25 protein-coding genes and 1 riboswitch are annotated in these 25,202 nt (G+C 71.1%); of the genes, 14 read left to right on the top strand and 11 right to left on the bottom strand.

What is annotated here, in order from left to right:
• Positions 1 to 222 precede the first annotated feature (222 nt).
• The 5 genes from ACWGE1_RS07735 to ACWGE1_RS07715 all read left to right on the top strand — a co-directional run bounded on the left by ACWGE1_RS07735 (position 223) and on the right by ACWGE1_RS07715 (position 4,412).
• Positions 223 to 855 carry a 2-oxo-4-hydroxy-4-carboxy-5-ureidoimidazoline decarboxylase gene (locus ACWGE1_RS07735; protein WP_453419652.1) on the top strand — a complete coding sequence of 211 codons (633 nt, stop codon included), beginning with the start codon at positions 223 to 225 and terminating at the stop codon, positions 853 to 855.
• 152 nt (positions 856 to 1,007) lie between these two features.
• Entirely contained in the window at positions 1,008 to 1,388 is a 381-nt protein-coding gene (sdhC, locus tag ACWGE1_RS07730; protein WP_384534635.1) for a succinate dehydrogenase, cytochrome b556 subunit, read from the top strand.
• 5 nt (positions 1,389 to 1,393) lie between these two features.
• Entirely contained in the window at positions 1,394 to 1,876 is a 483-nt protein-coding gene (locus ACWGE1_RS07725; RefSeq protein ID WP_030663932.1) for a succinate dehydrogenase hydrophobic membrane anchor subunit, read from the top strand.
• A gap of 23 nt (positions 1,877 to 1,899) precedes the next feature.
• Positions 1,900 to 3,654 carry a succinate dehydrogenase flavoprotein subunit gene (sdhA, locus tag ACWGE1_RS07720; protein ID WP_314248350.1) on the top strand — a complete coding sequence of 585 codons (1,755 nt, stop codon included), beginning with the start codon at positions 1,900 to 1,902 and terminating at the stop codon, positions 3,652 to 3,654.
• A complete protein-coding gene (locus ACWGE1_RS07715; RefSeq protein WP_189733159.1) occupies positions 3,654 to 4,412 on the top strand; it encodes a succinate dehydrogenase iron-sulfur subunit in 759 nt (252 codons plus the stop codon). Before sdhA ends, ACWGE1_RS07715 begins: the two co-directional genes overlap by 1 nt.
• Before the next feature lie 84 nt (positions 4,413 to 4,496).
• On the opposite strand, the gene ACWGE1_RS07710 is transcribed toward ACWGE1_RS07715, so the two are convergent.
• Together ACWGE1_RS07710 and ACWGE1_RS07705 are read right to left on the bottom strand one after the other, a co-directional pair.
• A complete protein-coding gene (locus ACWGE1_RS07710) occupies positions 4,497 to 6,917 on the bottom strand; it encodes a DUF4132 domain-containing protein (RefSeq protein ID WP_453419651.1) in 2,421 nt (806 codons plus the stop codon).
• On the bottom strand, positions 6,917 to 7,309 hold the full coding sequence (locus ACWGE1_RS07705) for a hypothetical protein (RefSeq protein WP_453419650.1): 393 nt from the start codon (positions 7,307 to 7,309) through the stop codon (positions 6,917 to 6,919). The genes ACWGE1_RS07710 and ACWGE1_RS07705 overlap by 1 nt, the downstream gene beginning before the upstream one ends.
• Positions 7,310 to 7,535: 226 nt before the next feature.
• On the opposite strand from ACWGE1_RS07705, the gene ACWGE1_RS07700 reads away from it, so the two are divergent.
• The 4 genes from ACWGE1_RS07700 (at position 7,536) to ACWGE1_RS07685 (ending at position 10,182) form a co-directional block, all read left to right on the top strand.
• Positions 7,536 to 8,114 (top strand): hypothetical protein, encoded by a 579-nt coding sequence (locus ACWGE1_RS07700; protein ID WP_453419649.1) that lies wholly within the window; start codon positions 7,536 to 7,538, stop codon positions 8,112 to 8,114.
• A gap of 482 nt (positions 8,115 to 8,596) precedes the next feature.
• Positions 8,597 to 9,001, top strand: coding sequence for a hypothetical protein (locus tag ACWGE1_RS07695; RefSeq protein WP_453419648.1), 405 nt, complete (start codon positions 8,597 to 8,599; stop codon positions 8,999 to 9,001).
• Positions 9,002 to 9,025: 24 nt separating this feature from the next.
• Positions 9,026 to 9,442: a thiol-disulfide oxidoreductase DCC family protein gene (locus ACWGE1_RS07690; RefSeq protein ID WP_453419647.1), complete on the top strand. Its 417-nt coding sequence runs from the start codon at positions 9,026 to 9,028 to the stop codon at positions 9,440 to 9,442.
• A gap of 11 nt (positions 9,443 to 9,453) precedes the next feature.
• Entirely contained in the window at positions 9,454 to 10,182 is a 729-nt protein-coding gene (locus ACWGE1_RS07685) for a TetR family transcriptional regulator (protein ID WP_453419646.1), read from the top strand.
• A gap of 27 nt (positions 10,183 to 10,209) precedes the next feature.
• On the opposite strand, the gene ACWGE1_RS07680 is transcribed toward ACWGE1_RS07685, so the two are convergent.
• The 3 genes from ACWGE1_RS07680 to ACWGE1_RS07670 form a co-directional block, all read right to left on the bottom strand.
• Complete coding sequence (locus tag ACWGE1_RS07680; RefSeq protein WP_453419645.1) at positions 10,210 to 11,766, bottom strand: ABC transporter substrate-binding protein; 1,557 nt, start codon at positions 11,764 to 11,766, stop codon at positions 10,210 to 10,212.
• Positions 11,767 to 11,889: 123 nt separating this feature from the next.
• Positions 11,890 to 13,149, bottom strand: coding sequence for a metallophosphoesterase (locus ACWGE1_RS07675; protein WP_453419644.1), 1,260 nt, complete (start codon positions 13,147 to 13,149; stop codon positions 11,890 to 11,892).
• Positions 13,146 to 13,439, bottom strand: coding sequence for an SCO4848 family membrane protein (locus tag ACWGE1_RS07670; protein WP_453419643.1), 294 nt, complete (start codon positions 13,437 to 13,439; stop codon positions 13,146 to 13,148). The genes ACWGE1_RS07675 and ACWGE1_RS07670 overlap by 4 nt, the downstream gene beginning before the upstream one ends.
• Here ACWGE1_RS07670 and ACWGE1_RS07665 point away from each other — a divergent pair.
• From ACWGE1_RS07665 to ACWGE1_RS07655, 3 genes are all read left to right on the top strand, one after another.
• Entirely contained in the window at positions 13,378 to 14,796 is a 1,419-nt protein-coding gene (locus ACWGE1_RS07665; RefSeq protein ID WP_453419642.1) for a D-alanyl-D-alanine carboxypeptidase, read from the top strand. The two genes, ACWGE1_RS07670 and ACWGE1_RS07665, sit on opposite strands and share 62 nt — an antisense overlap.
• A gap of 507 nt (positions 14,797 to 15,303) precedes the next feature.
• The gene (locus ACWGE1_RS07660) at positions 15,304 to 16,212 is read left to right on the top strand and encodes a hypothetical protein (RefSeq protein WP_453419641.1); all 909 of its coding nucleotides are present in this window, start codon (positions 15,304 to 15,306) and stop codon (positions 16,210 to 16,212) included.
• Positions 16,213 to 16,269: 57 nt separating this feature from the next.
• A complete protein-coding gene (locus ACWGE1_RS07655) occupies positions 16,270 to 16,698 on the top strand; it encodes a hypothetical protein (RefSeq protein WP_453419640.1) in 429 nt (142 codons plus the stop codon).
• Positions 16,699 to 16,773: 75 nt separating this feature from the next.
• Here ACWGE1_RS07655 and ACWGE1_RS07650 read toward each other — a convergent pair whose 3' ends face one another.
• From ACWGE1_RS07650 to ACWGE1_RS07635, 4 genes are all read right to left on the bottom strand, one after another.
• Positions 16,774 to 17,709, bottom strand: coding sequence for a YihY/virulence factor BrkB family protein (locus tag ACWGE1_RS07650; protein ID WP_453419639.1), 936 nt, complete (start codon positions 17,707 to 17,709; stop codon positions 16,774 to 16,776).
• 190 nt (positions 17,710 to 17,899) lie between these two features.
• Positions 17,900 to 18,532 (bottom strand): 2'-5' RNA ligase family protein, encoded by a 633-nt coding sequence (locus ACWGE1_RS07645; protein ID WP_453419638.1) that lies wholly within the window; start codon positions 18,530 to 18,532, stop codon positions 17,900 to 17,902.
• Positions 18,533 to 18,629: 97 nt separating this feature from the next.
• The gene (gene trpS / locus ACWGE1_RS07640; protein ID WP_453419637.1) at positions 18,630 to 19,643 is read right to left on the bottom strand and encodes a tryptophan--tRNA ligase; all 1,014 of its coding nucleotides are present in this window, start codon (positions 19,641 to 19,643) and stop codon (positions 18,630 to 18,632) included.
• Between the two features lie 199 nt (positions 19,644 to 19,842).
• On the bottom strand, positions 19,843 to 21,111 hold the full coding sequence (locus tag ACWGE1_RS07635) for a serine hydroxymethyltransferase (RefSeq protein ID WP_453419636.1): 1,269 nt from the start codon (positions 21,109 to 21,111) through the stop codon (positions 19,843 to 19,845).
• 34 nt (positions 21,112 to 21,145) lie between these two features.
• Positions 21,146 to 21,236, bottom strand: a riboswitch (ZMP/ZTP riboswitch).
• Between the two features lie 131 nt (positions 21,237 to 21,367).
• Between ACWGE1_RS07635 and rocD the strand changes: the two genes are divergently transcribed.
• Positions 21,368 to 22,573, top strand: coding sequence for an ornithine--oxo-acid transaminase (rocD, locus tag ACWGE1_RS07630; RefSeq protein WP_453419635.1), 1,206 nt, complete (start codon positions 21,368 to 21,370; stop codon positions 22,571 to 22,573).
• An 82-nt stretch (positions 22,574 to 22,655) separates the two neighbouring features.
• On the opposite strand, the gene ACWGE1_RS07625 is transcribed toward rocD, so the two are convergent.
• A complete protein-coding gene (locus ACWGE1_RS07625; RefSeq protein ID WP_453419634.1) occupies positions 22,656 to 23,858 on the bottom strand; it encodes a glutathionylspermidine synthase family protein in 1,203 nt (400 codons plus the stop codon).
• 8 nt (positions 23,859 to 23,866) lie between these two features.
• The gene (locus tag ACWGE1_RS07620) at positions 23,867 to 24,169 is read right to left on the bottom strand and encodes a hypothetical protein (RefSeq protein WP_030712669.1); all 303 of its coding nucleotides are present in this window, start codon (positions 24,167 to 24,169) and stop codon (positions 23,867 to 23,869) included.
• A 104-nt stretch (positions 24,170 to 24,273) separates the two neighbouring features.
• Here ACWGE1_RS07620 and ACWGE1_RS07615 point away from each other — a divergent pair, with 104 nt between their 5' ends.
• On the top strand, positions 24,274 to 25,107 hold the full coding sequence (locus ACWGE1_RS07615; RefSeq protein ID WP_453419633.1) for a hypothetical protein: 834 nt from the start codon (positions 24,274 to 24,276) through the stop codon (positions 25,105 to 25,107).
• Positions 25,108 to 25,202 lie beyond the last annotated feature (95 nt).

Here is a 25,202-nt window from a genome sequence, read left to right as displayed (position 1 = left end):
GACACAAAACGCACCCGAGGCGCTGACATGGGTACGGGCTTGTCGCACGAGCCCGTGACGGATGGCGGCCGGGGCCTCTCCTGTGGGGGGTGGCGGCCTCGGTCGCCCTCCCCTTCCCGGGGCACTCACCATGCCTGTCCGTGGCGCTCACGTCATCCTTTCGGCTCACTTCCGGGTGAAATCCCCGAATCGGTACGACACACCCTGCCCTGCATCGATAGCGTGGCGGCACACCCCCGCCGCGCCCCGAGGAGCCCCCTGCTGTCCAGCCACCTTCCGGCACAGGCCCCGGGGGGCATTTCCCGGACCGGTTCCCGGGGAAGCTCCGGCCCGTCCCACGGCTCCGGCCTGGCCCGGTTCAACACACTGTCCCCCGAAGCCGCCCGGGCCGTCCTGCTGCACTGCTGCGGAAGCCGGCGCTGGGCGCACCGGGTGGCGGCGCACCGCCCCTACCCGGATCCCGGGGCCCTGCTCGCCGCCGCCGACGAGGCCTCGTACGACCTCTCGCAGGGCGACCTGACCGAGGCGCTGGCCTCGGAGAACTCGGCGGAGCTGGATCACGGGGCTCCGTACGCCGCACTGCTGGCCCTCGACGCGGCCCACGCGGAGTACGAACGAAAGTTCGGCCACGCCTTCGTGATCTGCCTCGACGGACATCCTCCGGAGGAGCAGGCCGACCAGCTGCTGGGCGCGATCCGGCGGCGGATGGGCCACGAGGTGGACGAGGAGCGCTCGATCTCCGCGGACGAGCTGCGCCGTGTCGCGCAGGCCCGGCTGAGGGATCTGACACGCTGGCTGACCTCGCCCGATGGGCTGACTGCCACGGAAATCGGGCTATTCGCCCCTGTGGGATAGTCCGTACGTGCCTGTTTGATCACACCGATGGACCCCGCGCGAGGGAACCGACAAAGCGTCGCTACGATGTCCGGGGCCGGTGGACCGTACCCGGCCGGGCCCGACCGACAAAGAAGCCGGCTGGCCCCCGCCCCGCTTCCGGAGGGTTTTCCGTGCCGGCTGGAACGTTGTACCGCGGCCGGGAAGGAATGTGGTCCTGGGTGGCTCATCGAGTCACCGGCGTCCTCATTTTCTTCTTCCTGTTCGTACACGTCCTCGACACCGCTCTCGTCCGCGTCTCCCCCGAGGCGTACGACGATGTCGTGGCTACCTACAAGACTCCGATCGTCGCGCTGCTGGAGTACGGCCTCGTGGCCGCCATCCTCTTCCACGCGCTCAACGGTCTTCGTGTCATCGCCGTGGACTTCTGGTCCAAGGGCCCGCGCTACCAGAAGCAGATGCTCTGGACTGTCGTGAGCATCTGGATCGTGCTGATGGTCGGGGCTCTCTACCCCGTCCTGGGCCACGCCTACCTCGAACTGTTCGGGAAGTGACACGCATGTCTTCTGACACTTCTTCCGCCAAGGTCATCGGCGACGTGGAGGGCGTTTCCCTCTACGACGTGGACAACCCGGCGCCCTACATCGAGGCCCCGCGCAAGCGGACCGGCAAGACCCCGCGCTCGACCCGCGGGAACTTCGAGATGGTCGCATGGCTCTTCATGCGCCTCTCGGGCATCGTGCTCGTCGTCCTGGTCATCGGTCACCTGCTGATCCAGCTGGTGCTCGACGGCGGCGTGTCCAAGATCGGTTTCGCCTTCGTGGCCGGCCGCTGGGCGTCCCCGTTCTGGCAGGTCTGGGACCTGCTGATGCTGTGGCTGGCCATGCTGCACGGCGCCAACGGTCTGCGTACCGTCATCAACGACTACGCGGAGCGTGCCAACACGCGGCTGTGGCTGAAGGGCCTGCTCTACACCGCCACGGTGTTCACCATCCTTCTGGGCACGCTGGTGATCTTCACCTTCGACCCGAACATCCGCTAGGCAACGGGGCTGAGGCGAACCAAATGAAGATCCACAAGTACGACACCGTCATCGTCGGCGCCGGTGGCGCGGGCATGCGCGCCGCCATCGAGTCGACGAAGCGCAGCCGCACCGCCGTGCTGACGAAGCTCTACCCGACCCGCTCCCACACGGGCGCCGCGCAGGGCGGCATGGCCGCCGCGCTGGCCAACGTGGAAGAGGACAACTGGGAGTGGCACACCTTCGACACGGTCAAGGGTGGTGACTACCTGGTCGACCAGGACGCCGCCGAGATCCTGGCGAAGGAGGCCATCGACGCGGTCCTCGACCTGGAGAAGATGGGCCTGCCGTTCAACCGCACCCCGGACGGCACCATCGACCAGCGCCGCTTCGGCGGTCACTCGCGCAACCACGGCGAGGCCCCGGTCCGCCGGTCCTGCTACGCCGCTGACCGCACCGGTCACATGATCCTCCAGACGCTCTACCAGAACTGCGTCAAGGAGGGCGTGGAGTTCTTCAACGAGTTCTACGTCCTGGACCAGCTCCTGGTCGAGGAGGACGGCGTCAAGAAGTCGGCCGGTGTGGTCGCGTACGAGCTCGCCACCGGCGAGATCCACGTGTTCCAGGCCAAGGCCGTCATCTACGCCTCCGGCGGCACCGGCAAGTTCTTCAAGGTGACCTCCAACGCGCACACCCTCACGGGTGACGGCCAGGCGGCCTGCTACCGCCGCGGCCTGCCGCTGGAGGACATGGAGTTCTTCCAGTTCCACCCGACGGGCATCTGGCGCATGGGCATCCTGCTGACGGAGGGCGCCCGCGGTGAGGGCGGCATCCTCCGCAACAAGGACGGCGAGCGCTTCATGGAGAAGTACGCGCCGGTCATGAAGGACCTCGCGTCCCGTGACGTCGTCTCGCGCTCCATCTACACCGAGATCCGTGAGGGCCGCGGCTGCGGTCCGGCCGGTGACCACGTGTACCTGGACCTCACGCACCTCCCGCCGGAGCAGCTCGACGCGAAGCTCCCGGACATCACCGAGTTCGCGCGCACCTACCTGGGCATCGAGCCGTACACGGACCCGATCCCGATCCAGCCCACCGCGCACTACGCCATGGGCGGCATCCCGACCAACGTCGAGGGTGAGGTCCTGGCCGACAACACCACCGTCGTCCCGGGTCTGTACGCGGCCGGCGAGGTCGCGTGCGTGTCGGTGCACGGCGCGAACCGCCTGGGCACCAACTCGCTGCTGGACATCAACGTCTTCGGCAAGCGCTCCGGTATCGCCGCGGCCAGGTACTCGCAGGAGAACGACTACGTCGAGCTCCCGGAGAACCCGGCGCAGCAGGTCGCCGACCTCGTCGAGCACCTGCGCAACTCCACGGGCAACGAGCGGGTCGCCGACCTGCGTCTGGAGCTCCAGGAGACGATGGACGCGTGCGTGATGGTGTTCCGTACGGAGCAGACCATCAAGACCGCGGTCGAGAAGATCGCGGAACTGCGCGAGCGCTACAAGAACGTGTCCGTCCAGGACAAGGGCAAGCGCTTCAACACGGACCTGCTGGAGGCCATCGAGCTGGGCAACCTGCTCGACCTGGCCGAGGTCATGGCCGTGTCCGCGCTGGCGCGCAAGGAGTCCCGCGGCGGTCACTACCGCGAGGACTACCCGAACCGCGACGACGTCAACTTCATGCGCCACACCATGGCGTACCGCGAGGTCGGCGACGACGGCAAGGACTCCGTCCGGCTGGACTACAAGCCCGTCGTCGTCACCCGCTACCAGCCGATGGAGCGTAAGTACTGATGGCCACCCCCACCCTGGACAAGATGGAGGCGGCGGCCGCCGCCTCGCCGTTCATCACGGTCACCTTCCGGATCCGCCGCTTCAACCCGGAGATCTCCGAGGAGTCGACCTGGCAGGACTTCCAGGTCGAGATCGACCCGAAGGAGCGCGTGCTCGACGGTCTCCACAAGATCAAGTGGGACCTCGACGGCACGCTGACCTTCCGCCGCTCCTGCGCGCACGGCATCTGCGGCTCCGACGCGATGCGGATCAACGGCAAGAACAGGCTCGCCTGCAAGACGCTGATCAAGGACATCAACCCGGAGAAGCCGATCACCGTCGAGGCCATCAAGGGCCTCACGGTGATGAAGGACCTTGTCGTCGACATGGAGCCCTTCTTCCAGGCGTACCGCGACGTCATGCCGTTCCTGGTCACCAAGGGCAACGAGCCGACGCGCGAGCGTCTGCAGTCCGCCGAGGACCGCGAGCGCTTCGACGACACCACCAAGTGCATCCTGTGCGCCGCGTGCACGTCCTCGTGCCCGGTGTTCTGGAACGACGGCCAGTACTTCGGCCCGGCGGCGATCGTCAACGCGCACCGCTTCATCTTCGACTCGCGTGACGAGGCCGGCGAGCAGCGGCTGGAGATCCTGAACGACAAGGACGGCGTGTGGCGCTGCCGCACGACCTTCAACTGCACCGACGCGTGCCCGCGTGGCATCGAGGTCACGAAGGCCATCCAGGAAGTCAAGCGTGCGCTGATCACGCGCCGCTTCTGACCTTCCGGTCCGCGTGTGCGAGGGCCCCGTCCCCGGTTCGTCCGGGGGCGGGGCCCTCGTCCGTTCCCCCCTCCCGAGGACCCGTCAGCGGCGGAGCTGGGCGGTGATCATCGGGTCGGTGATCTCCGTGTCCTTCGCGAGCAGCATGGCCTTGGAGAGGATCACGGCCAGCGTCCGGTCCCCCTCGAAGGGCAGATAGCCGGTTTCGGGGGCGCCGGAGCCGCCCGGCACGATGCACAGGTACTGGTCGTTCGGCGTCATCAGGACGTTCCCCGAGCCGAGGTGGATCTTGTACGTGCGCAGCTCGCCCCGCACGTGGAGGAAGCGGCCCTGGACGGTGCAGCGCTCCGCGATGGCCAGCCGCGGCACGAGCCGCTCCAGCAGCACCCGCCGGGTCTCGGCGCTCTGGTTCAGCTCGCCGAAACCGTAGCCGGTCCAGTACTCGCGGAAGCGGCCCTCGGGCCCGCCGTCGGACCAGGTCGGATCGTTGCCGACGCTGGCCACGCCGACGAAGAGGTCGATGTCCCGCAGCACCTCGCTCAGCACCAGCGCGGGTATGCCGGAAAGCGGCAGCGGGTCGACCGGGTCCCGGCCGTCGCGCAGCCGCATCGTGTACTCGCCGCCGTACGTGTCGGCCTCGTTCTGCGGGGCGTCGATCGGGTAGAAGCGCACCTGGTCCGTCCGCAGCCGCAGGTAGCTGCCCGACTCGGTGGTGTCCACGCCGTCCTCGTGCCCCTCGCCCTCGATCCAGTACTCGGCGCGCAGCCCCCACTGCGGCAGCTCACGGACGGCCGGCGGGGCGCAGTCGTCGAAGTTGAGGCGGAGCCTGTTGCGCCAGCCCCGGGCCGCGGCGAGCGAGTGGAACTGGTGCTGACGCAGGATGTGCGCGGCGAACCGGTTGGAGTAGGTCCTCGTGTTCCGCTCGGCCCCGGTCAGCAGGTACACCTCGCGGTGGGCCTGTTTGAAGGGCTGCGTCACTGCGTACCGCTCCAGCCACTTCCGCCAGGCGACCACCTCGGCGGGCTCCCTGCCGACGGGATGCCACAGCTCGACGACGGCCCGCGCGGTGTCCTGGTCCAGGGGTGCGCCCGTCAGGGTGCGCAACTCTCCGTCCGCGAAGCCCACGGCCGTGCCGTCCACGGTCCAGATCAGGCGCCGGGCCAGAGTCCCGAGCAGCGGGTGGTCGAGGTACCGCTCGCGCCACCGCCCGTAGGCCCACCGGCGCCGGGCCAGGAACTGCCCGTCGAGCCGCTCCGCCTGCGCGGACAGCGACTTGTCGATGTCCTTGACCGTGGCCCTGAGCTCCTTGAGCTCCTCGGCGTGGTCCCGCCGCACGGTGGCGGGCACGCTCTTGACCTGCCTGCCCGCTGCATTGCGCCAGCCGAGCACGGCCCTGTTCCCGCGCACCTCCAGCAGTGCGGTGGCCTCCCCGAGGCGGAACCCGGCCCGGCCCACCTCCGTCAACCCGTGAGCGGGAACGGCCAGTTCCTCGATCTCCTCGCGGCTCATGCCGAGCGCCGCGGCGCGCGCCTCCAGGGCCGCGTCGACGAGCTTGGCGGTGCCCTTGTACGTCACCCTGGTGCCCAGGCGGGCCAGTTCGGCGAGGGCGCCGCCATCCTCCATCCGGGCCAGGGAGTTGACGGCGGCGTTGGCCACCTTGGGGTTGCGCGGCCCGATCCCGGCGGCCTTGCGCAGCGCGCTCTCCACCAGCGCGCCGAGCACGCGGACCGTGTCGGGGTGCGGCGGGAGGAAGGACAGCAGCCAGGTCAGACCGCGCAGGGCGTTGGCGTTGAAGGGGTCGAAGGCGTCGTTGAAGTCCGATTCGTACGCGCCCTGCTCCAGCCGGATGGTCCGGGGCCGCCCGACGAGGGCCAGCCACTCCACCCCGGCAGCACGCACCGCTTCGCCGCCGAGGCGGCCGAGGAGCGCCCGGCCGCGCTTCTCCCACGCGGCGGAGGGCTTGGCGGCCCTGGCGGTCAGCGCGTACCCGAGCAGCTCGTGCCACCGCTCGTCCGCCATGGCCTGCTCCGCCCATTCCTCACCGACGTTGAGCACGGGCGCGGTGAGCCTTCGGGCGGACTCGGCGAAGGCGCTGTCGCCGTACGCGTCCATGGCGCTGCGCCGGACGGTCGCGACGAGGGCGGGGGCGAGCGGGTGCCCGGCGGCGATCTCGGCCATGACGAAGGCCCCGTGGTACCGGTGGGGGTGCCAGTAGGAGTGGGTGCGGGAGATGATCTCCAGCCTGTCGGTCCTCTCCTGCTCCAGGGGCAGACCGTCCAGGCCCCGGCCGACGAGCACGATCAGCGTCAGCAGCCCAGCCCGCACCTGCTCCGTGCCGGCCTCGCGCCGATGGCGGTCGGCGAACTCCTCGATCAGCCGTCGCCGGTCCCCGGCCGGAAGACGCCGTATCCCGTCGAGCTGCTCCTCGACGGCGGGAGGGTGGACCATGGCGTCCACGACCGTGCGGAGCAGGCCGTCCGCCACCACCCCGACGTCCTGCCCCATCAGCCGCCCACCAGCGCGACGAGCTTCAGGAAGGTGACCTCGACACCGGCCGGAAGGGCGATCTCCTCGTCCAGGGCGACGATCTGACGGTCCCCCACCAGCACCAGGAAGCCGTTGCGCTCGAACGCCTTCAGGGCCAGCTCGGTCTGCTTCTGCGGGTCGAGGCGGCGCGGCGTCCGCAGTGCGTACCCGTTCAGGGTCCGCTCGGCCCCCTCCGGCCGCACCAGCCCCTGGAAGACCTCGGACCGCCGGGCGTGGTACTCCGCGACCTCCTGGAACACCCTGCGCCGGATCAGCTCGCGCAGCGCGAGCCGCTCCTCGGCCATGTCGAGCGCCCAGCCGTCGCCACGGCCTCCGGCGGTCGTCTCGTCGACGAAGGTCACCATTCCCATGCGGCCGACAGTAGGGGCGAGCACCGACAACGGGCCTCGCGGGGCCCGGGCACGGTCGGGGGGCCCGGGCGCGGACCGGACGCGGTACGGCCGCACGCCCTGCCTCCCGGCAAGCGGGGAAAGGGAGTTGGCGCGCGCACCGGGCGGCTCCGGTCGGCGCGGGCCCCTGACCTGGGTTGCGGGACCCGGGGTACGGGACGGGAGCCCCTGTGGAAGGATCGGCAGCATGAGCGAGCAGCAGCCGAATCCGTACGCGAGCGACCCCGCCGGCCAGGGCGGTCTGCCCGGCACGCCCGCCACACCCGACCAGGGCGACTACAAGTGGGGCCCCGGCGAAGCCAGTTACGGCTACCCGCAGCCCTACCCGGCGGCCCCGGCCTATCCGGCGGCCCCCGCCTACCAGCCGACCATCGGCGGGGCCGGCATGGCGACCCCCGCCTATCCGACCGCCGCCCCCGTCGGCGGGGCCGGCCTGTCGCTCGGCGACATCACCGTGGCCGGGGACCAGATCATCACCCCGTCGGGCACGATGCCGCTCAAGGGCGCGATGTGGAACGCGACCGACTTCTCGCGCACCGAGGAGAAGATCCCGCCGCACGCGATCGTGCTCGCGATCGTCTTCTTCCTCTTCTGCCTGCTCGGCCTGCTCTTCCTCCTGATGAAGGAGAAGACCACCACCGGCTACATCCAGATCACGGTCACCAGCGGCGGCCGCCACCACTCCACGATGATCCCGGCGGCCGGCCCGCACACCTACCAGTGGGTGATGTCCCAGATCAACTACGCGCGGTCGCTGAGCATCTGAGAGACGACCGCCGTTCCGGGGCGGCGCAGACCATAGCCGCGGGCCCGGCCGGTCGGCAGCCCCGGCGGTAGCCGGGCCATTCCCGACGGCCGGGGCGGTCCCGGCCCACCGCTCCGGCCCGGCCGCGAGCTCGCCCGGGCCGCCGCGCACACCTCCGCGACCGCCCCGGCCGTCGGGGACGTCGGCTCCCGGCCGGGCCAAGGCCCGCCCGCGGCCCGTACGCCATCCCGAGCGCCACCGCCCGGTCGAGCCTGACCACGGCACCGGCAGGGCGGGCACCCCGCCCCGGGCCGTCGGCGCGATCACCGTGATGCTCCGGGGCTCCTGGTCGCGAACCGCCGCCGCGCGCCCGCACCCCTCGGCCGCCCCCCCATCTCCACCCCACCGTCCGGGAGTTCCCGGACGGTCACTTGAACTTGTTCAAAAAGAGCCCTACAGTCATGCCTGTCAGCAGTTGAACACGTTCAAAGGGGCTGGGGACAATGGACCTCACCGTCGTCACGTACGTCATCTACCTGCTCATCAGCATCGGCCTCACCGTCTGGGTGGCCCGTACCCTCAGCCGTAACGGCCGGGTCTTCATCGGTGACGTCCTGCACGGGAACGAGAAGCTCGCGGATGCCGTCAACCAGCTCCTCGTGGTCGGCTTCTACCTCGTGAACATCGGCTTCGTGACCCTCTACCTCCGCTCGGACGAGGAGATCGCAAGCGCCCGCGGCCTCTTCGAGGCGCTCTCGGTCAAGCTCGGCGTCGTCCTGCTGGTCCTCGGCATCATGCACCTCGGCAACGTGTGGGTCCTGAACAGGATGCGCCGCCGGGGGATCATGGAGCGCCAGCAGACGCCGCCCGTCGCCCCGCAGGGGTGGACCGCGCCGGTCGGGGCCTGAACCGTGCCGACCGCCATCGCGCCCGTGCGGAAACTGACCGTCCTCTACGACGCCGACTGCCCGCTCTGCGTACACATCCGGCACTGGCTGCTCGCGCAGCGGTGGCTGGTCCCGCTCGCCCTCGTCCCCGCCGCGTCCTGGGAGGCGCGGCGGCGGTTCCCCCGCCTCGACCACGCGTCGACGCTCCGGGAGATCACCGTCGTCGGGGACTCGGGGCAGGTGTGGACCGGGACCGACGCCTTCATCGTGTGCCTGTGGGCGCTGGTCGACCACCGGCCGAAGGCGAACTGGCTGGCCACCGCGGCCGGCCGGCCCTTCGCCCGGGCGGCCATGTACACGGCCTCCGCATGGCGTCAGGCCGTGCGGACGGAGGGTCACCCCGGGGGCGCCGAGGAGGTCGAAGGACCGGCCTGTGACGACCACTGCTCCGTCCCCGGATAGGCTCATACACCGTGACTGATCAGAAGGCTCCCAAGAGCGAGCAGACCCGCACGCTCATCCTCGAAACCGCGCTCCGTCTCTTCCAGGAGCGCGGTTTCGACAAGACGACGATGCGGGCTGTCGCAAAGGAGGCCGGCGTCTCGGTCGGCAACGCCTACTACTACTTCGAGTCGAAGGAACACCTGGTCCAGGGGTTCTACGACCGGATCAGCGCCGCCCACCAGGCGGCGGTCCGTCCCATCCTGGACAACGAGACCGATCTGCAGAAGCGGCTCGCGGGCGTACTGACGAGCTGGCTGGACATCGGCGCTCCGTACCACGAGTTCGCCTCGCAGTTCTTCAAGAACGCGGCCGACCCCGAGAGTCCGCTCAGCCCGTTCTCACCGGAATCGGAACCGGCGCGTCAGGCCGCGATCGACATCCACCGCGAGGTGCTGGCGGGGGCGAAGACCAAGGTGCCGGCCGAGCTCGCCGACGTACTGCCGGAGCTGATGTGGCTCTCGCAGATGGGCCTGGTCCTGTACTGGGTCTTCGACCGCTCCCCGAACAGCGCGAAGTCGCGCGGGCTCGCCGAGCGCGGTGCGCAGCTGACGACGCGTGGCATCGTGCTGGCCCGGTTCCGGGTGCTGCGGCCGCTGGTGCGCGAAGTGCACGAGCTGTTCGCGGACTTCCTGCCGGGCATGGCCCAGACGGCCACGGCCGGGGGTCGCCGCAAGGCGTCCGACCCCGACCCCGCGTAGCCGAGGCGGAGCCGGAGTCGGCGGCGGTTACAGCCAGTCGAGTTCCCACAGGCGCCAGACGCCGGTGCCGTCGGACAGGTTCTGGGCTCCGGTGACGTCCTCGCGGGACATCACGTAGTCCTTCTTCTGCCAGATCGGCACCATAGGGGCCTGCTGGGCGACCACCTTCTGGAGGTCGCGGAACTCGGCGGCGGCGTCGCCCCGCTCCGAGTGGGACTGGGTGCGGGTGATCAGCTCGTCGACCTGCTTGTCGGAGAAGCCGTTGTTCATGGACGAGTCGGCGCCGACGAGCGGGGCGAGGAAGTTGTCCGCGTCGGGGAAGTCCGCGATCCAGCCGATGGTGTAGGCGTCGAACTCGCCCGCGGCGTACTTCTTCTGGAAGTCGCTCCACTGCTCGACCGGCTTGAGCGTCAGCTGGAAGAGGCCGGTGGACTCCAGCTGGCGCTTGAGCTCCTCGGCCTCGGCCACGTTCGCGCCGCGCACGTTCACGCCGAGGGTGAGGCGGACGGGCGCGGTGATCCCGGCGTCCTTGAGGAGCTTCTTGGCGGTGGCCGCGTTGGGCGTGGGGTAGGCGTCGAAGAACGGCGTGCTGTGGCCGGCGATGCCCGCCGGGACCAGCGAGTACAGCGGGGTGACGGTGCCGAGGTGGACTTCGGAGGCCACCTTGGAGCGGTCGAGCACGGCGGCGACGGCCTGGCGGACGGCGAGCGGGGCCGCGGCGGCGCCGGGGCGGACGTTGAAGACGACGGAGCGGATCTCGCTGCCGCCGGATGCCTGGTAGCGGGTGTCCTTCATGCCCGGGTTGAGGCCGGCGAGCACGGACGGCGGCATGTCCCGGTGGGCGACCTCGATCCGGCGGGCGTTCCAGGCATGGTCGAGCTGGTCCGCGTCCTTGTAGTACTTGACGGTGACGGGCCTGCGGGCGGGCTTTCCCTGCCCCTTGTACGAGGTGTTGGGCCTCAGCTCGACGCTCGTACCGGCCTTGTACGCGGCCAGCGCGTACGGGCCGGAGCCGTCCGCCTTGCCGTCCTCGCGCAGGGCCTTCGCCGGGTACTTGTCCTTGTCGACGATCGAGGCGGCACCCGTCGCGATCTTGAACGGGAAGGTGGCGTCGCGGGCGGAGAGGTTGAAGGTGACCGTGCGCCCCTCGGCCTTGACCGACTCCAGGGTGTTGAAGAGGGGAGCCGGACCCTGGTCGGAATTGATCGCCTTGATGCGGTCGAACGAGTGCTTGACGTCCTCGGCGGTGATCGTGCGGCCGCCCGCGAACTTCACGTCGGGGCGCAGCTCGCACTGGTAGGTGGTGAGCTTCTGGCCCACGAAGTTGCAGGAGGCGGCGGCGTCCGGCACAGGGGCGTCGGAACCGGGCTTGATGGTCAGCAGTGACTGGTAGATGTTGCTGAACAGGGCCCAGGAACCGGCGTCGTACGCCCCGGCGGGGTCGAGGGAGGAGACGACGTCGCTCGTGCCGACCCGGACGGCACCGCGGCCGTTGCCGTCCTCGGGCAGCAACTGCCAGGCCCCCACGCCGGCCACGCCGAGGACCAGCCCGGCCGCGATAATTTTCGAGCGGACAGACCGCATCCCCTGAACCCCACCCCATGACCCGATGACAGCGACGTGCTGTCCGATTAACGGTCATCCCATCACGGAATATCAGCCACCGGAAGGCTGGTTCGGGGGCGGCCCGTCAGCGGTTGGGGCCAATCAGGCCTGATATGAGGCGAGTTCGACGACCGTGATGTCGGACGGCGCCCCGACGCGCACCGGCGGCCCCCATGCCCCGGCCCCGCGGGAGACGTAGAGCTGGGTGTCGCCGTAGCGCTCCAGACCGGCGACGGTGGGGTTGGCGAGCTCGGCCAGATAGTTGCCGGGCCAGAGCTGGCCGCCGTGGGTGTGGCCGGAGAGCTGGAGGTCGACGCCGTGGCGGACGGCGTCGTGGATGACGACCGGCTGGTGCGCGAGGAGCACGGCGGCCCGCGTCCGGTCGCGGTCGCCGAGCGCCGCCCCGAAGTCGGGGCCGCTCCCCTCCAGCTCCCCCTGGATGTCGTTGACCCCCGCGAGGTCGAAGTGCGGCAGCTCGCGGCGGGCGTTCTCCAGCGGGGTCAGTCCCAGCTCGCGGACGTGGTCGATCCACTGCTGGGCGCCGGAGAAGTACTCGTGGTTCCCGGTGACGAAGTACGCGCCGTGGCGTGCGGCGAGCCGGCGCAGCGGCTCCGCGGCCGACCCGAGGTCGGGGACGCTTCCGTCGACGAGGTCGCCGACGATGGCGATGAGGTCGGGCTGGGTGCGGTTGACGGTGTCGACGATGCGCTGGGCGTGGGCGCGGCCGAGCACCGGGCCGAGGTGGACGTCGCTGACGACGGCGATCCGGAATCCGTGTGCCGCGCGCGGCAGTTTGGCGAGGGGGACCTGCACCCGCTTCACACTGGGCCCGCGCAGGACTCCGTGCGTACCGGCCCCGACCGTCCCGAGGGCCACGGCGGCGGCCGCCCCGCCGACCGTCCGGGCCACGAACCGGCGGCGGCTCAGCCCGTCGCCCGTGGCGGGCTGCTCGGTGGTGACGGTGGTGGTGGCCGCGGGCGCCGCCGCGGCGGGCACCTCCACGGGCCCGGGCCGGCCGGCTACCGCCCCGGAGGGGTCACGGTGGGCCAGACGGCGGAGCAACAGCGCGCGGATCGGCTCCGCGACCAGCATCGTCAGGGTCAGGTACAGGAGTACCGCGAGCCAGAGGTACCCGGGCCAGGCCACCGTCTGCTGGAGCCAGAAGGGGGCACCCGCACGGCCCGTGGTCAGCGCGGCCACAGAGAGGAGGGGCAGGGCGATGATCGAGGCCGTGCCGATGCGGCGGGGCAGGCCGCCGGGGGTCGTGGTGTCGCGGACGAGGCGGATCCAGAGCCAGCGGTGGACGAGGACCAGCAGGGCGCAGACCGCCAGTGCGACGAGCGCGAAGATCAGGATCGTCATGCCTGGTTCCCCGAATCCGTGCGGCCCGCACCGTCGGCACCGTCCGTGCGTGACCCCCGCCTCAGGGCGAGGACGGCACGCAACCCGATCAGACCGACCGCCGTCCCCAGGAGAAAGGACGTCACCGCGAGCGTCAGGTGCACCCAGAAGTAGGAAGTGGGATCGCCCGCCGCATCGAAGGCAAGACCACTGCCGTTCTTCCACAGGTTCCGGACGAAAGACACCCAGATGAACCAGCTCCACACTCCGAAGGCGAGCAGGAACCAGGAGGCGGTACGGCTGAGTCTCATGCCTTCAGTATCGGATTCATCCCCAGGACGGACGCGCCGGGGTGGGCTGTCCCGGGGTTGGTTGCCTCGAATTGGCCGGTCCGTGACGCCCGCCAGCTCATCGGGATGTACTTTCACCTGCGTGTCTGCCAAGACGACCGCGCTGACGGTCCTATCCACCGCGTTGCTGGTGCCCACCATGCTGGTGGCCCCCGCGCACGCCGCGCCGACCCCGCCGGCCGACGGAAAGGGCCAGCCGGCCAAGGCCCCGGCCGCGCCGCCCGTCTCGATGTCCACGGTCGGCGGATCCCTGCTCGGCCAGCCGGGCACCCAGGTGAGCCTGCTGCCGGGCGCGCCGGCGCTGCCGGCGAACCTCACCGGGCGGTCGTGGATCGTGGCGGACGCCGAGACGGGCGAGGTCCTGGCCGCGCACAACGCGCACTGGCGGCTGCCCCCGGCCTCGACCATGAAGATGCTCTTCGCGGACACCGTGCTACCGAGCCTGCCCAAGGACCAGGTCCACAAGGTCACCGACAAGGACATGGAGGGCGTGGGCTCGGGCAGCAGCCTGGTCGGGGTCAAGGAGGACCACGAGTACTCCGTCCACGACCTGTGGCTCGGGGTGTTCCTGCGGTCCGGCAACGACGCCGTCCACGTGCTCTCGGCCATGAACGGCGGCGTCGAGAAGACCGTCAAGGACATGCAGGCCCACGCCGAGGAGCTCCAGGCCCTCGACACGCACGTCGTGTCCCCCGACGGGTACGACGCCCCGGAACAGGTGTCGAGCGCGTACGACCTGACGCTCATCGCCCGCTCCGGACTGCAGAAGCAGGACTTCCGGGAGTACTGCGGCACCGTGAGCGCGAAGTTCCCGGGACTGCAGGAGCCCGGGAAGCCGCGGGACTACTTCGAGATCCAGAACACGAACCGGCTGATGACCGGCGCGGGCGGCATCCCTCCCTACAAGGGCATCGCCGGGGTGAAGAACGGCAACACCACGATGGCCGGCTCCACCTTCACCGGCGCCGCGCAGCAGGGCGCCAGGAAGCTGCTGGTCACGGTGATGAACCCGGGTGCGGCCGGTGCGAACTCGGTCTACGAGGAGACCGCCGCGCTCTTCGACTGGGGTTTCGCGGCGGCCGGCAAGGTCAAGCCGGTGGGTGAGCTGGTACCGCCGAAGAGCGAGGACACCTCCTCGCACGGCTCTCCGGCCCAGTCGCACGAGAACAACCCGTCGGCCGGCAAGGACTCGGGCGGCGGTGCGGGCACCGCGCTGGGCGTCGCGGGCGGCGCGCTGGCCGTACTGGCGGGCGGCGCCTTCGTGGTCAACCGCCGCTGGCCCCGCGGCCGCCGCGGCCGGGGCGAGGACCTGGTCTGAAGCGCTCGCCGCAGCACCCGGCACACACCGTTCACGCGGTCCGCACCGCCCCCCGGCCGCTCCTCCGGCCGGGGGGCGCTCGTGTGCCGTCGTCCCGGACGGGCGTCCCGGGACCCTCCCCTAACCGGCTTCCCGGGCCCGCACCACCTCTCAACTCACAGGTTCTGCGGAGGGCTTCGGCAGGGTTTGCTCACTCCCGTCGGTAGGGCGCAGGCGGGAAGGGGGTCCTCCCATGAGGGGGAGATGGTCGGCCGTCGTCACGGCGGGCTGTGCAGTGGCGGTGGGGAACCGGGCCGCGTACGCGGACGGCACGGCGCAGCAGGGGCCCGCGACCCGGCGGCGGGTGCAGCCGGATTCGTCCGCCACCGGGCAGAACGACGTCATCCGCACGGGGGTCGGGTCGACGCCGGCGGACGGGGGCCCTGCCCGCCTGCGCCCTTCCGGCGGGATCGGCCGCGCCGGCGGGATCCGCCCCGGGGGCAACGGGACCGGGGGTGTGAGCACCCCGTGCTGAACGGCGCCCGGCGGAGCTGGATCTCCGCCTCCCTCGCGGCCGGTGTCGCGCTGCTCGCCGTGGCGGCCTGGACCGGTCTCCCCTCGGACGGCGCCCGGCAGCCGGCCCCGGTGCGGGCGGTGGACAGCGCCGAGCTGGACCTTCTGCAGAGCGCCGGGGAACTTCTCGTACAGGACTGCATGCGGGCGCAGGGATTCTCGTACTGGCCCGTCCCCCGCGTGCCGCACCCGGACCTGCGGGACTTCCCGTACGGCGTGGACGACGTGGACTGGGCCCGCAGTCACGGCTACGGACGCGGGATCGAGCGGTCGCTGGACGAGCAGGCGGCCTCGGGCCCGGCCCGGCAGTACGAACGGGGGCTCTCCGCGGAACAGCGCGATGCCCTGGGCGTGGCCCTCCTGGGGCCGGATTCCCGGGGGCTGGAGTTCGCGAGCCCCCTCGGCGGCACCCTCAGCCACAGCGACCGCGGCTGCGTCACCGAGTCCTGGCGCCGGCTCTACGGGGACGTGCGGGCCTGGTACCGCGCCAGCGAGACGGCGAACCAGCTCACCGCGGTGCGCACCGGCCTGGTCAACCAGGATCCCGCCTTCCGCAAGGCGCTGACCGCGTGGAGCGGGTGCGTCGGCGGGCGCGGTTTCCCGGCCGCGCACCCGGTCCGCCAGCGCGAGGAACAACTGGAACGGACCGGCCCGGAGGCCGAGGCGCAGGACGTGCCGATGGCGACCGCCCAGGCCGAGTGCGCCCGCTCGACCGGCCTCGCCGTCACCGCGCAGGACCTGCACCGACGCTATTCGGACAAGATCCGCTCCGAGAACCGGGCCGCCTTCGACGCCATGCGGCGGATGCAGGTGGCGGCCCTGCCCACAGCTCGCGATGTGGTCGCCCGGCACTCCGGGACCTGACATCGCGTACCGCCGACCGGCGGTGAACCACGCACAGCACAACTGGGAGGGAACACCATGAACAAGCTCAGGACGCTCCTCGCGGGGATCGCGATCGCCGGTGCGGCGGTCGTGGCCGTTCCGACCGCGGCGCAGGCCGACGGCGGCTGCGGCAGCGGCAACTTCTGTGCCTACTCGGACGACGCCAACTACCTCTACCAGGAGGGCGGCAACTCGTCCTCGTGGCCGGGCCAGGTCAAGAACAAGGCCGACTGGGTCCGCAATTCCGGCATCCCTTCCGGCCGCCACCACGTCAACATCTACTGGGGTGACAACCACACCGGCGCCTACGCCTGCATCGGCTACGGCACGGAGTGGAACCTGCGCGGCAACGCGCAGAAGTACAGCTGGACCCGCAACGGGGACAACCGCGGTCTGGGCGACAAGGTCCACGACAACTCCGCCTCGCACCGCTGGGTGTACGGCTGCGGCAACGGCACCTGGTAGGGCGTCCCGTCACCCGGGATCCAGTGGCGCACCGGGCCCCACACCGGTGCGCCACCGGCGCGGCCGGCCGTCGCTTCAGCGGCTGCCGGAGGCTTCCGGTGCGACGGCCGGAGGGGCGGCGGGAGGGGCGGCCGGCGGGTCTTCCGTCCCGTCGCCGTCCGCGTCGTCGCGGGTCGCCGTCCAGGAGGAGACGAACAGCAGCAGTTTCGCCATGAAGTTGATCCAGAGCAGCAGGGCGATCGGCACGCCGAAGGCCCCGTACATGCTCTTCGCCGCGACCTCGCGCATATAGCCGCTGAGCAGCAGTTTCAGCAGTTCGAAGCCCGCCGCCCCGATGAGGGCCGCCTGGATCAGGCGGCCGCGCGGCGGTTCCACGCCCGGGAGCAGGGTCAGGACGTAGAGGAGCAGCAGGAAGGCGGCGACGACGCCGATGAGGAAGGCGAAGGAGCGCAGCAGCGCACCGCCCGCGCCCTCGCGCGGGATGCCCAGCCAGTCGGCGGACTTGCCGACCGCGCTCGATCCGAGGATGGAGGCGGCGGCGGAGGCCAGGCCCACGCCGCCGAGGCCGAGCAGGACGAGCGTGTCCTTGCCCTTGCGGACGATGGGGTTCCCGTCGTCCTCGTCGTCCTTCTCCCAGACCGCGCGCAGGCAGTCCCGCATGGAGCCGACCCAGCCGATGCCGGTGAGCAGCAGGAGGGCGCCGGCGACGAGACCGACCGTGCCGGCGTTGGCGACGAGCCCCTCGATGTTGAGCTGGTCGGCGATGCCCGGGACCTGTTCGGAGAGGCTCTTCTCCAGCCGGTCCAGCTGCTCCGGGCTGAGCAGCGCCGCGCCGATCGCGGCGGCCACGGTGATCAGCGGGAAGAGCGCGATGAAGCTGATGAAGGTGATCGCGGCGGCGAGGCGGGTCCAGTGCACGCGGTCGAGGCGCTGGTACGAACGCCACGCGTGCGTCCGCATGAGGCGGGCCGCGAGCGGCCCGATCACCGGGAGTTTCGTCAGCCAGTCCATGGGGTCACCGTAATTCAGCCGCCGGAAATAGCCGGGATTGTCGCTTCTGGCGGCTACGGTCGTCGATTGTGACTTTTCCCGAAACGCGCCCTGCGGGTCGCCCGTTCCACACCCTGGTCCTGCGAAGGCTGAGATTCCGTGCCCGGCGCATCGCCCGGCTCCCCCTGCCCCCGGCCCCGCGCCCGCGCCGTCAGGACGGCGGTACGGTCGCCCCTGCGGCCCCGGCAGCCCCTGCGGCCCCGGTCACCTCGGCCGCCTGGTCGGCGGGTGAGCCCGCCTGCGCCGGGACGCAGGCCGGTCCGCTCCCGAAGGGGTACTCGCGCAGCTTGCGCCAGACCCCGTCCGAGCCCTGCTCGTAGAGCGCGAAGCCCTCGCAGACCCACTCCGCGGCGTACTCGGCGAGGGTCGTGAAGGCCAGGTCCATCGCCTCCTCGGAGATCCCGTGGGCGACCGTGACGTGCGGGTGGTACGGGAACGCCAGCTCGCGGTCGATCGGCCCCTGGGGATCGCGGACCTCGCTCTGCAGACGCGTGCAGCCCGCGGCGCCCTCGACGATTTTGACGAAGACGACCGGGGAGAGGGGACGGAAGGTTCCCGTGCCGTCCAGCCGCATCCGGAAGGACCGGAAGGCGGCCGCGACCTCGACCAGGTGGGCCCTGATCGCGGGGAGCCGGTCCGCCTCCACCTCGGTGGGCGGTACGAGGGTGACGTGCGTGGGGATGCCGTGCGCGGCGGCGTCCCCGAAGCCCGCGCGCAGCTCCTGGAGCTGGCTGCCGTACGGCTCCGGGACCGCGATCGAAACGCCGAGCGTTACGGTCCCCACGTGTCTCTCCTCCGCTTGTGGCTGTGGACTGCTGCCGCCCCAGTGTGGCGGCAGCACCCCCATTCGTGCCAGGGCTCTCTGTCCGTAGTTGCGTTCGTCAGTGCTTGGCGGGCAGCAGACCGAGGCGGTCGTAGGCCTGCGCGAGGGTCTCGGCGGCGACCGCGCGGGCCTTCTCCGCGCCCTTGGCCAGGAGGGAATCGAGCGTCTCGGGGTCGTCCAGGTACTCCTGGGTGCGCTTCTTGAACGGTGTGACGAAATCGACCATCACGCCGGCCAGGTCGGTCTTCAGCGCGCCGTAGCCCTTGCCCTCGTACTTCGCCTCCAGCTCGGTGATCGTCTCGCCCGTGAGGGTGGAGTAGATCGTGAGCAGGTTGCTGACGCCCGGCTTCGCCTCGGAGTCGAAGCGGACCTCCGCCTCGGTGTCGGTGACCGCGCTCTTGATCTTCTTCTCGGTGACCTTGGGCTCGTCGAGGAGGTTGATCAGGCCCTTGGGGGACGACGCGGACTTCGACATCTTGATCGCCGGGTCCTGGAGGTCGTAGATCTTCGCGACCTCCTTGACGATGTGCGCGGCGGGGAGGGTGAAGGTCCGGCCGTAGCGCTGGTTGAAGCGCTCCGCCAGGTCACGAGTCAGCTCGATGTGCTGGCGCTGGTCCTCGCCGACGGGGACCGCGTTCGCCTGGTAGAGCAGGATGTCGGCGACCTGCAGGATCGGGTACGTGAACAGGCCGACGGTGGCGTTGTTGACGCCGCCCTTGGCGGACTTGTCCTTGAACTGGGTCATCCGGCTGGCCTCGCCGAAACCGGTGATGCAGTTCATGACCCAGCCGAGCTGCGCGTGCTCGGGCACGTGGCTCTGGACGAAGAGCGTGCAGCGCTCGGGGTCCAGCCCTGCGGCCAGCAGCTGCGCGGCGGAGAGGCGGGTGTTCGCGCGCAGTTCCTTCGGATCCTGCGGCACGGTGATCGCGTGCAGGTCGACCACCATGTAGAAGGCGTCGTGCGTCTCCTGCAGGGCGACGTACTGGCGGATGGCTCCGAGGTAGTTCCCGAGGTGGAACGAGCCGGAGGTGGGCTGGATGCCGGAGAGCGCGCGAGGACGATCAGAAGCCATGGCTTCATTCTCTCAGGTGCGGGGGCGGGCCCGTGCCCTCCGCTGGCCGGATCCCCGCGGGTCGCGCCGGGTCCGCCCGTACCGCGCCGGGGTACCGGGGGGTAGCGGCGCGTCCGGATACCGCCCCGGCCGAGCGACCGATTTCCGCCGGTTCCGGAGAGATCCGCCGCGCGGAGCCCCCCGGAACCGGCGCCGCAGGTCAGGACAGCGGCAGTCCCGGGGCCGGGAAGGCGGCCATGAGGTCCGTGACCTCGGCGCGGATCGCGGCGAGGGCCTGCTCGTCACCCTTGGCGGCGGCGTCGACCGCGCGCGAGATCCACTCGGCCACGAGCGGCATGTGCTCGGTGGACAGGCCGCGCGAGGTCAGCGACGGCGTGCCGATGCGGATGCCCGACGGGTCGAACGGCTTGCGCGGGTCGAACGGCACCGTGTTGTAGTTCACGACGATGCCGGCCCGGTCCAGGGCCTTGGCGGCGATCTTGCCCGGCACGTCCTTGCCCGTCAGGTCGATCAGCACGAGGTGGTTGTCCGTACCGCCCGAGACCAGGTCGAAGCCCCGCTGCAGGAGCGCCGCGGCCAGCGCCCTGGCATTGGCGACGACCGCGTGGGCGTAGCTGACGAACGACGGCTGCGCGGCCTCGTGCAGCGCCACCGCGATGCCGGCCGTGGTCTGGTTGTGCGGACCGCCCTGCAGGCCCGGGAAGACCGCCTTGTCGATCGCCTTCGCGTGCTCCTCCCGGCACATCAGCATCGCGCCCCGCGGACCGCGCAGGGTCTTGTGCGTGGTGGTGGAGATGACGTCGACGTGGTCCGCCGGGGACGGGTGCGCGCCGCCCGCGATCAGGCCCGCGATGTGGGCCACGTCCGCGACCAGGATCGAGCCGGCCTCCTTCGCGATCTCCGCGAAGGCCGCGAAGTCGATGGTCCTCGGCAGCGCGGTACCGCCGCAGAAGATCAGCTTCGGCCGCTCGGCGAGGGCCTGCTCGCGCACCGCGTCGTAGTCGATGAGGCCGGTGTCCTGCCGGACGCCGTACTGGACGCCCCGGAACCATGAGCCCGTGGCCGAGACGCCCCAGCCGTGCGTCAGGTGCCCGCCCATCGGCAGGGCCATGCCCATCACGGTGTCGCCCGGCTTCGCGAAGGCCAGGTACACGGCCAGGTTGGCCGGCGAGCCGGAGTACGGCTGCACGTTCGCGTGGTCCACGCCGAACAGGCCCTTGGCCCGCTCGATCGCCAGCGCCTCGACGCGGTCGATGTTCTGCTGGCCCTCGTAGTAGCGGCGGCCGGGGTAGCCCTCGCTGTACTTGTTCTGCAGCACGGTGCCGGAGGCTTCCAGGACGGCTGCGGACACGTAGTTCTCGCTGGGGATCAGGCGCAGGGTCTGCGCCTGCAGCACTTCTTCCGCCGCGACGAACGACGCCAGCTCGGGGTCGGTCGCGAAAAGGGCGGGATGGCGGCTCGCGGACATGGCGGGCTCCTCCGGGGTCGATGTGATCGGTACCCCGCGAGGCCCAGGCGAGCGGCCCTGAATGCGGTCGAGCGCGCACGACTCCCCCGGAGTTGGTTCTCCGTACGCCAGTCGCCGTGCGTACCGCCCACCTTAGCGGGCGCGCCGCAGAAGAGGTTTCTGCGTCCGGGATACGAGCGACGATATGAAGGTGACGCCACCCTCGTCACCGCTTCACCCGGCGCTACGCCCGGCCAGACGGACGATCGGAGACCCCGTGTCGACAACTGCTGATGCCATCCGCTCCGCAGACGCGCACAGTGCGCACAACTACCATCCGCTGCCCCTGGTCGTCGCGTCCGCCGAGGGCGCGTGGATGACCGATGTCGAGGGCCGCAGATACCTCGACATGCTCGCCGGGTACTCGGCCCTCAACTTCGGGCACGGCAACCGCCGTCTGATCGACGCCGCCCGTGCCCAGCTGGAACGGGTCACGCTCACCTCGCGCGCCTTCCACCACGACCGCTTCGCCGACTTCTGCACCGAGCTCGCCGCGCTGTGCGGCAAGGAGATGGTGCTGCCCATGAACACGGGCGCGGAGGCCGTGGAGACGGCGGTGAAGACCGCCCGAAAGTGGGGCTACGAGGTCAAGGGCGTTCCGGACGGGCACGCCAAGATCGTGGTCGCCGCCGACAACTTCCACGGCCGGACCACGACCGTCGTCTCCTTCTCCACGGACCACGACGCCCGCGACCACTTCGGGCCGTACACGCCGGGCTTCGAGATCGTGCCGTACGGGGACCTCACCGCGCTGGCCCACGCCGTCACCGAGAACACCGTGGCCGTACTGCTGGAACCGATCCAGGGCGAGGCGGGCGTACTGGTGCCGCCCGCCGGATACCTGAGCGGCGTACGGGAGCTGACCCGCGAGCGGAACGTCCTGTTCATGGCGGACGAGATCCAGTCGGGGCTGGGGCGGACCGGAAGGACGTTCGCGTGCGAACACGAGGGCGTCGTCCCGGACGTCTACATCCTCGGCAAGGCGCTCGGCGGCGGCGTGGTGCCGGTGTCGGCCGTCGTCGCCGACCGGGACGTGCTCGGGGTCTTCCGGCCCGGGCAGCACGGCTCCACCTTCGGCGGGAACCCGCTCGCCTGCGCCGTCGCCCTGGAGGTCATCGCGATGCTCCGGACCGGCGAGTTCCAGCAGCGCGCCACCGAGCTGGGCGAGCACCTGCACCGGGAGCTGAACCTGCTGGTGGGCGGGGGCGCCGTGACCGCCGTACGCGGCCGCGGGCTGTGGGCGGGCGTCGACATCGACCCGTCACGCGGCACGGGCCGGGAGATCTCCGAGAAGCTGATGGAGCTCGGGGTGCTCGTGAAGGACACCCACGGGTCGACGATCCGGATCGCCCCGCCGCTGGTGATCAGCAAGGAGGACCTGGACTGGGGCCTGGACCAGCTCCGATCGGTGCTGGGCGTCTAGGCGGCCCCGTCCGCAGCGGCTAGAGGGGTGTCCGCAAAGCAGCGCCGGCGCCCGGAGCCGGGCGGGACTTTGCGGACACCCCCTAGAGGATGACGTGGGGCAGGAAACGGGCGTACTCGTCCGTGACCGGCCCCGCCGATTCGCGGATGCCGAGCCCCGCCGCCTCGTCCTCGACGACCCACGCGCCGAGCACCACCCGGTTGCCGTCGAAGTCGGGCAGCGGGGCCAGGCCCTGGAAGCAGTACCGCTCCCCCGGCTCCGGTACGAACGGCTCGCCGTCCGGGCCGGGTTCGTGCAGGGTGACGCCCGCGCCCTCGCGGCCGAGGAGGGGCTTGGCCACGTAGCCGGCCGACCCGGGCTCCGCCAGCTCGCGCGGCCCGTCGAGGTAGGCGGGCAGCAGGTTGGGGTGCTCCGGGAAGAGCTCCCACAGGATCGCGAGCAGCGCCTTGTTGGACAGGAGCATCTTCCACAGGGGCTCGATCCAGCAGGTGGTGCCGGAGCCGCCGCCGTGGTCGTACGTGCCGAGCACCTGCGGGCCGAACTCGTCCGTGGCCAGCCACTCCCACGGGTAGAGCTTGAAGCAGGAGCGGATGAAGCGGAGCTTCTCGTCCACGAACCGGCCGGACAGGCTGTCCCAGCCGATCTGCTCGACGGAGAGCGCCTGGGTGTCCAGGCCGGCCTGCTCGGCGGTCTCCTGGAGGTAGGCGACCGTCATCAGGTCCTCGCCGAGCTCGTCGGTCTCGGAGTGCGCGAAGTGCAGCAGGCCGGGCGGGAGCAGCTCGGCCTGGCGCCGCCAGGCGTCGACGAGGCGCTCGTGGAGGGAGTTCCACTGGTCGGCGCCGGGGAAGCGTTCCTCCATCCAGAACCACTGCGGACTGGCCGCCTCCACGAGGGAGGTGGGCGTGTCGGCGTTGTACTCCAGCATCTTGGCCGGGCTGCCGCTGCCGTCGTAGCGCAGGTCGAAACGGCCGTAGAGGGAGGGCTGTTCGGCGCGGCGCCGCCAGGACTCGGCGATCAGCGCGGCCAGCTTCGGATCGGTGATGCCGAGGTCGGCGAAGCGGTCGTGCTCGACGATGTGCGCGGCCGCGGCCAGGCACATGGCGTGCAGCTCCTCGACGACGTTCTCCAGGGCCTCGACCTCGGGGAGCGAGAAGGAGTAGTACGCGCTCTCGTCCCAGTAGGGGCGCAGGGAGTCGTCGGGGAAGCGGGTGAGGGGGTAGATCACCCCCTGCTCCTCGACGGTCTTCTGCCAGTCGGGACGGGGCTCGATGGTGTGCCGCTGCATGGTGTCGGTCAGCCGCCGCTGGAGCCGGAGCTGGAGTGGCCGCCGATGCCGCCGCGGGTGACGGCGGACTTGTCGAAGCTGCCGCCGGAGACCTTGCCGGCGGCCACGTAGCCGCCGTAGTAGTACGAGCCGGTGCCGCCGCTCTTGCACTCCTTGTTGTTCAGGTGCTGCAACGTCGAACGGGAGGCACAGCGCTTGTCCGGTTCGTCGCTGCTGCCGCAGGCCACGAGCGTGGCCGCGAGGAGGCCCATGCCGCCGAGGGCGACCGCGCCGGAGCGCATACGGCGCTGATTGGTGCTGCTGCTGTCCATGTCTGCTGCTCCCCCTGGGGCCCGGCGTACTGCGGACAGACTAGAGCGGGGTCCCCGGCCGATGGAATCCGGCCGCCGTGAGATCCGTGACCTAGAGTCGGTTCGTGCTCATTGGGATGATTTGCGCGCTCGGTGCGGCGGTCTGCTTCGGCACGGCGTCGGTTCTGCAGGCCGTCGCGGCACGGTCGGCGGAGCCGGGCACGGGGTCCGGGGTGGACACGGCACTGTTCCTGCGGGCCGTGCGGCAGTGGCGGTACCTGGCGGGTCTCGGCCTGGACGCGGCCGGCTTCGTGCTCCAGATCATCGCCCTGCGGCACATCCCCATCTACGCGGTGGGGGCCGCGCTGGCGGCCAGTCTGGCGGTGACGGCGGTGGTCGCGGCGCGGCTGCTGCGGGTGCGGCTCTCCCGGACCGAGTGGGCCGCGGTGGCGGTGGTGTGCGCGGGACTGCTGATGCTGGGCCTGTCCGCCGGGGAGGAGGGCACCGGGACCGGGTCGCCTGCGCTGGAGCTGGGACTGCTGGCGGTGGCCGGGCTGGTCCTGCTGGTCGGCGTGGTCGCGGGCCGGCTCCCGGACGGGCCGCGGGCCCTGACCCTCGGTCTCGCGGCGGGCACCGGCTTCGGGGTGGTGGAGGTCTCGGTGCGGCTCATCGACTCCCCCTGGGACCTGCGCGACCCCGCCCTGTATGCACTCCTGCTCGGCGGCGGCGCGGCCTTCCTGCTCCTCACCTCGGCCCTGGCGCGCGGCTCGGTGACGGTGGCCACGGCGGGCATGGTCCTGGGCGAGACGGTCGGCCCGGCGGTGGTGGGCGTGGCCTGGCTCGGCGACAGCACCCGCGAGGGCCTGGCCTGGCTGGCGGTGACGGGCTTCGCGGTGGCGGTCGCCGGCTCCCTGGCCCTGGCCCGCTTCGGCGAACCGTCGGCCCCGGCGGAGCAATGACCGAGGCACGCCGGTGCCGGGGCTCCGCCCCGAACCCCGCGCCTCAAACGCCGGCGGGGCTGGAACTCCAGCCCCGCCGGGCAGTCTTCCAGCCC

Source organism: Streptomyces sp. NPDC054932 (genome assembly GCF_053610205.1).
This window is presented reverse-complemented; position numbering and strand designations above follow the sequence as displayed.

What these genes read in the sequence shown, in the direction of transcription:
- ACWGE1_RS07725 (WP_030663932.1), top strand. Translation starts at nt 1,394, where the DNA reads ATGTCTTCTGACACTTCTTCCGCCAAGGTCATCGGCGACGTGGAGGGC.
- ACWGE1_RS07675 (WP_453419644.1), bottom strand. Translation starts at nt 13,149, where the DNA reads ATGACGATCCTGATCTTCGCGCTCGTCGCACTGGCGGTCTGCGCCCTG.
- ACWGE1_RS07620 (WP_030712669.1), bottom strand. Translation starts at nt 24,169, where the DNA reads ATGGACAGCAGCAGCACCAATCAGCGCCGTATGCGCTCCGGCGCGGTC.
- ACWGE1_RS07680 (WP_453419645.1), bottom strand. Translation starts at nt 11,766, where the DNA reads ATGCGGTCTGTCCGCTCGAAAATTATCGCGGCCGGGCTGGTCCTCGGC.
- ACWGE1_RS07650 (WP_453419639.1), bottom strand. Translation starts at nt 17,709, where the DNA reads ATGGACTGGCTGACGAAACTCCCGGTGATCGGGCCGCTCGCGGCCCGC.
- ACWGE1_RS07665 (WP_453419642.1), top strand. Translation starts at nt 13,378, where the DNA reads ATGAACCAGCTCCACACTCCGAAGGCGAGCAGGAACCAGGAGGCGGTA.
- ACWGE1_RS07710 (WP_453419651.1), bottom strand. Translation starts at nt 6,917, where the DNA reads ATGGGGCAGGACGTCGGGGTGGTGGCGGACGGCCTGCTCCGCACGGTC.
- ACWGE1_RS07655 (WP_453419640.1), top strand. Translation starts at nt 16,270, where the DNA reads ATGAACAAGCTCAGGACGCTCCTCGCGGGGATCGCGATCGCCGGTGCG.
- ACWGE1_RS07635 (WP_453419636.1), bottom strand. Translation starts at nt 21,111, where the DNA reads ATGTCCGCGAGCCGCCATCCCGCCCTTTTCGCGACCGACCCCGAGCTG.
- ACWGE1_RS07705 (WP_453419650.1), bottom strand. Translation starts at nt 7,309, where the DNA reads ATGGGAATGGTGACCTTCGTCGACGAGACGACCGCCGGAGGCCGTGGC.
- ACWGE1_RS07695 (WP_453419648.1), top strand. Translation starts at nt 8,597, where the DNA reads ATGGACCTCACCGTCGTCACGTACGTCATCTACCTGCTCATCAGCATC.
- trpS (WP_453419637.1), bottom strand. Translation starts at nt 19,643, where the DNA reads ATGGCTTCTGATCGTCCTCGCGCGCTCTCCGGCATCCAGCCCACCTCC.
- ACWGE1_RS07700 (WP_453419649.1), top strand. Translation starts at nt 7,536, where the DNA reads ATGAGCGAGCAGCAGCCGAATCCGTACGCGAGCGACCCCGCCGGCCAG.
- ACWGE1_RS07625 (WP_453419634.1), bottom strand. Translation starts at nt 23,858, where the DNA reads ATGCAGCGGCACACCATCGAGCCCCGTCCCGACTGGCAGAAGACCGTC.
- ACWGE1_RS07715 (WP_189733159.1), top strand. Translation starts at nt 3,654, where the DNA reads ATGGCCACCCCCACCCTGGACAAGATGGAGGCGGCGGCCGCCGCCTCG.
- sdhA (WP_314248350.1), top strand. Translation starts at nt 1,900, where the DNA reads ATGAAGATCCACAAGTACGACACCGTCATCGTCGGCGCCGGTGGCGCG.
- ACWGE1_RS07670 (WP_453419643.1), bottom strand. Translation starts at nt 13,439, where the DNA reads ATGAGACTCAGCCGTACCGCCTCCTGGTTCCTGCTCGCCTTCGGAGTG.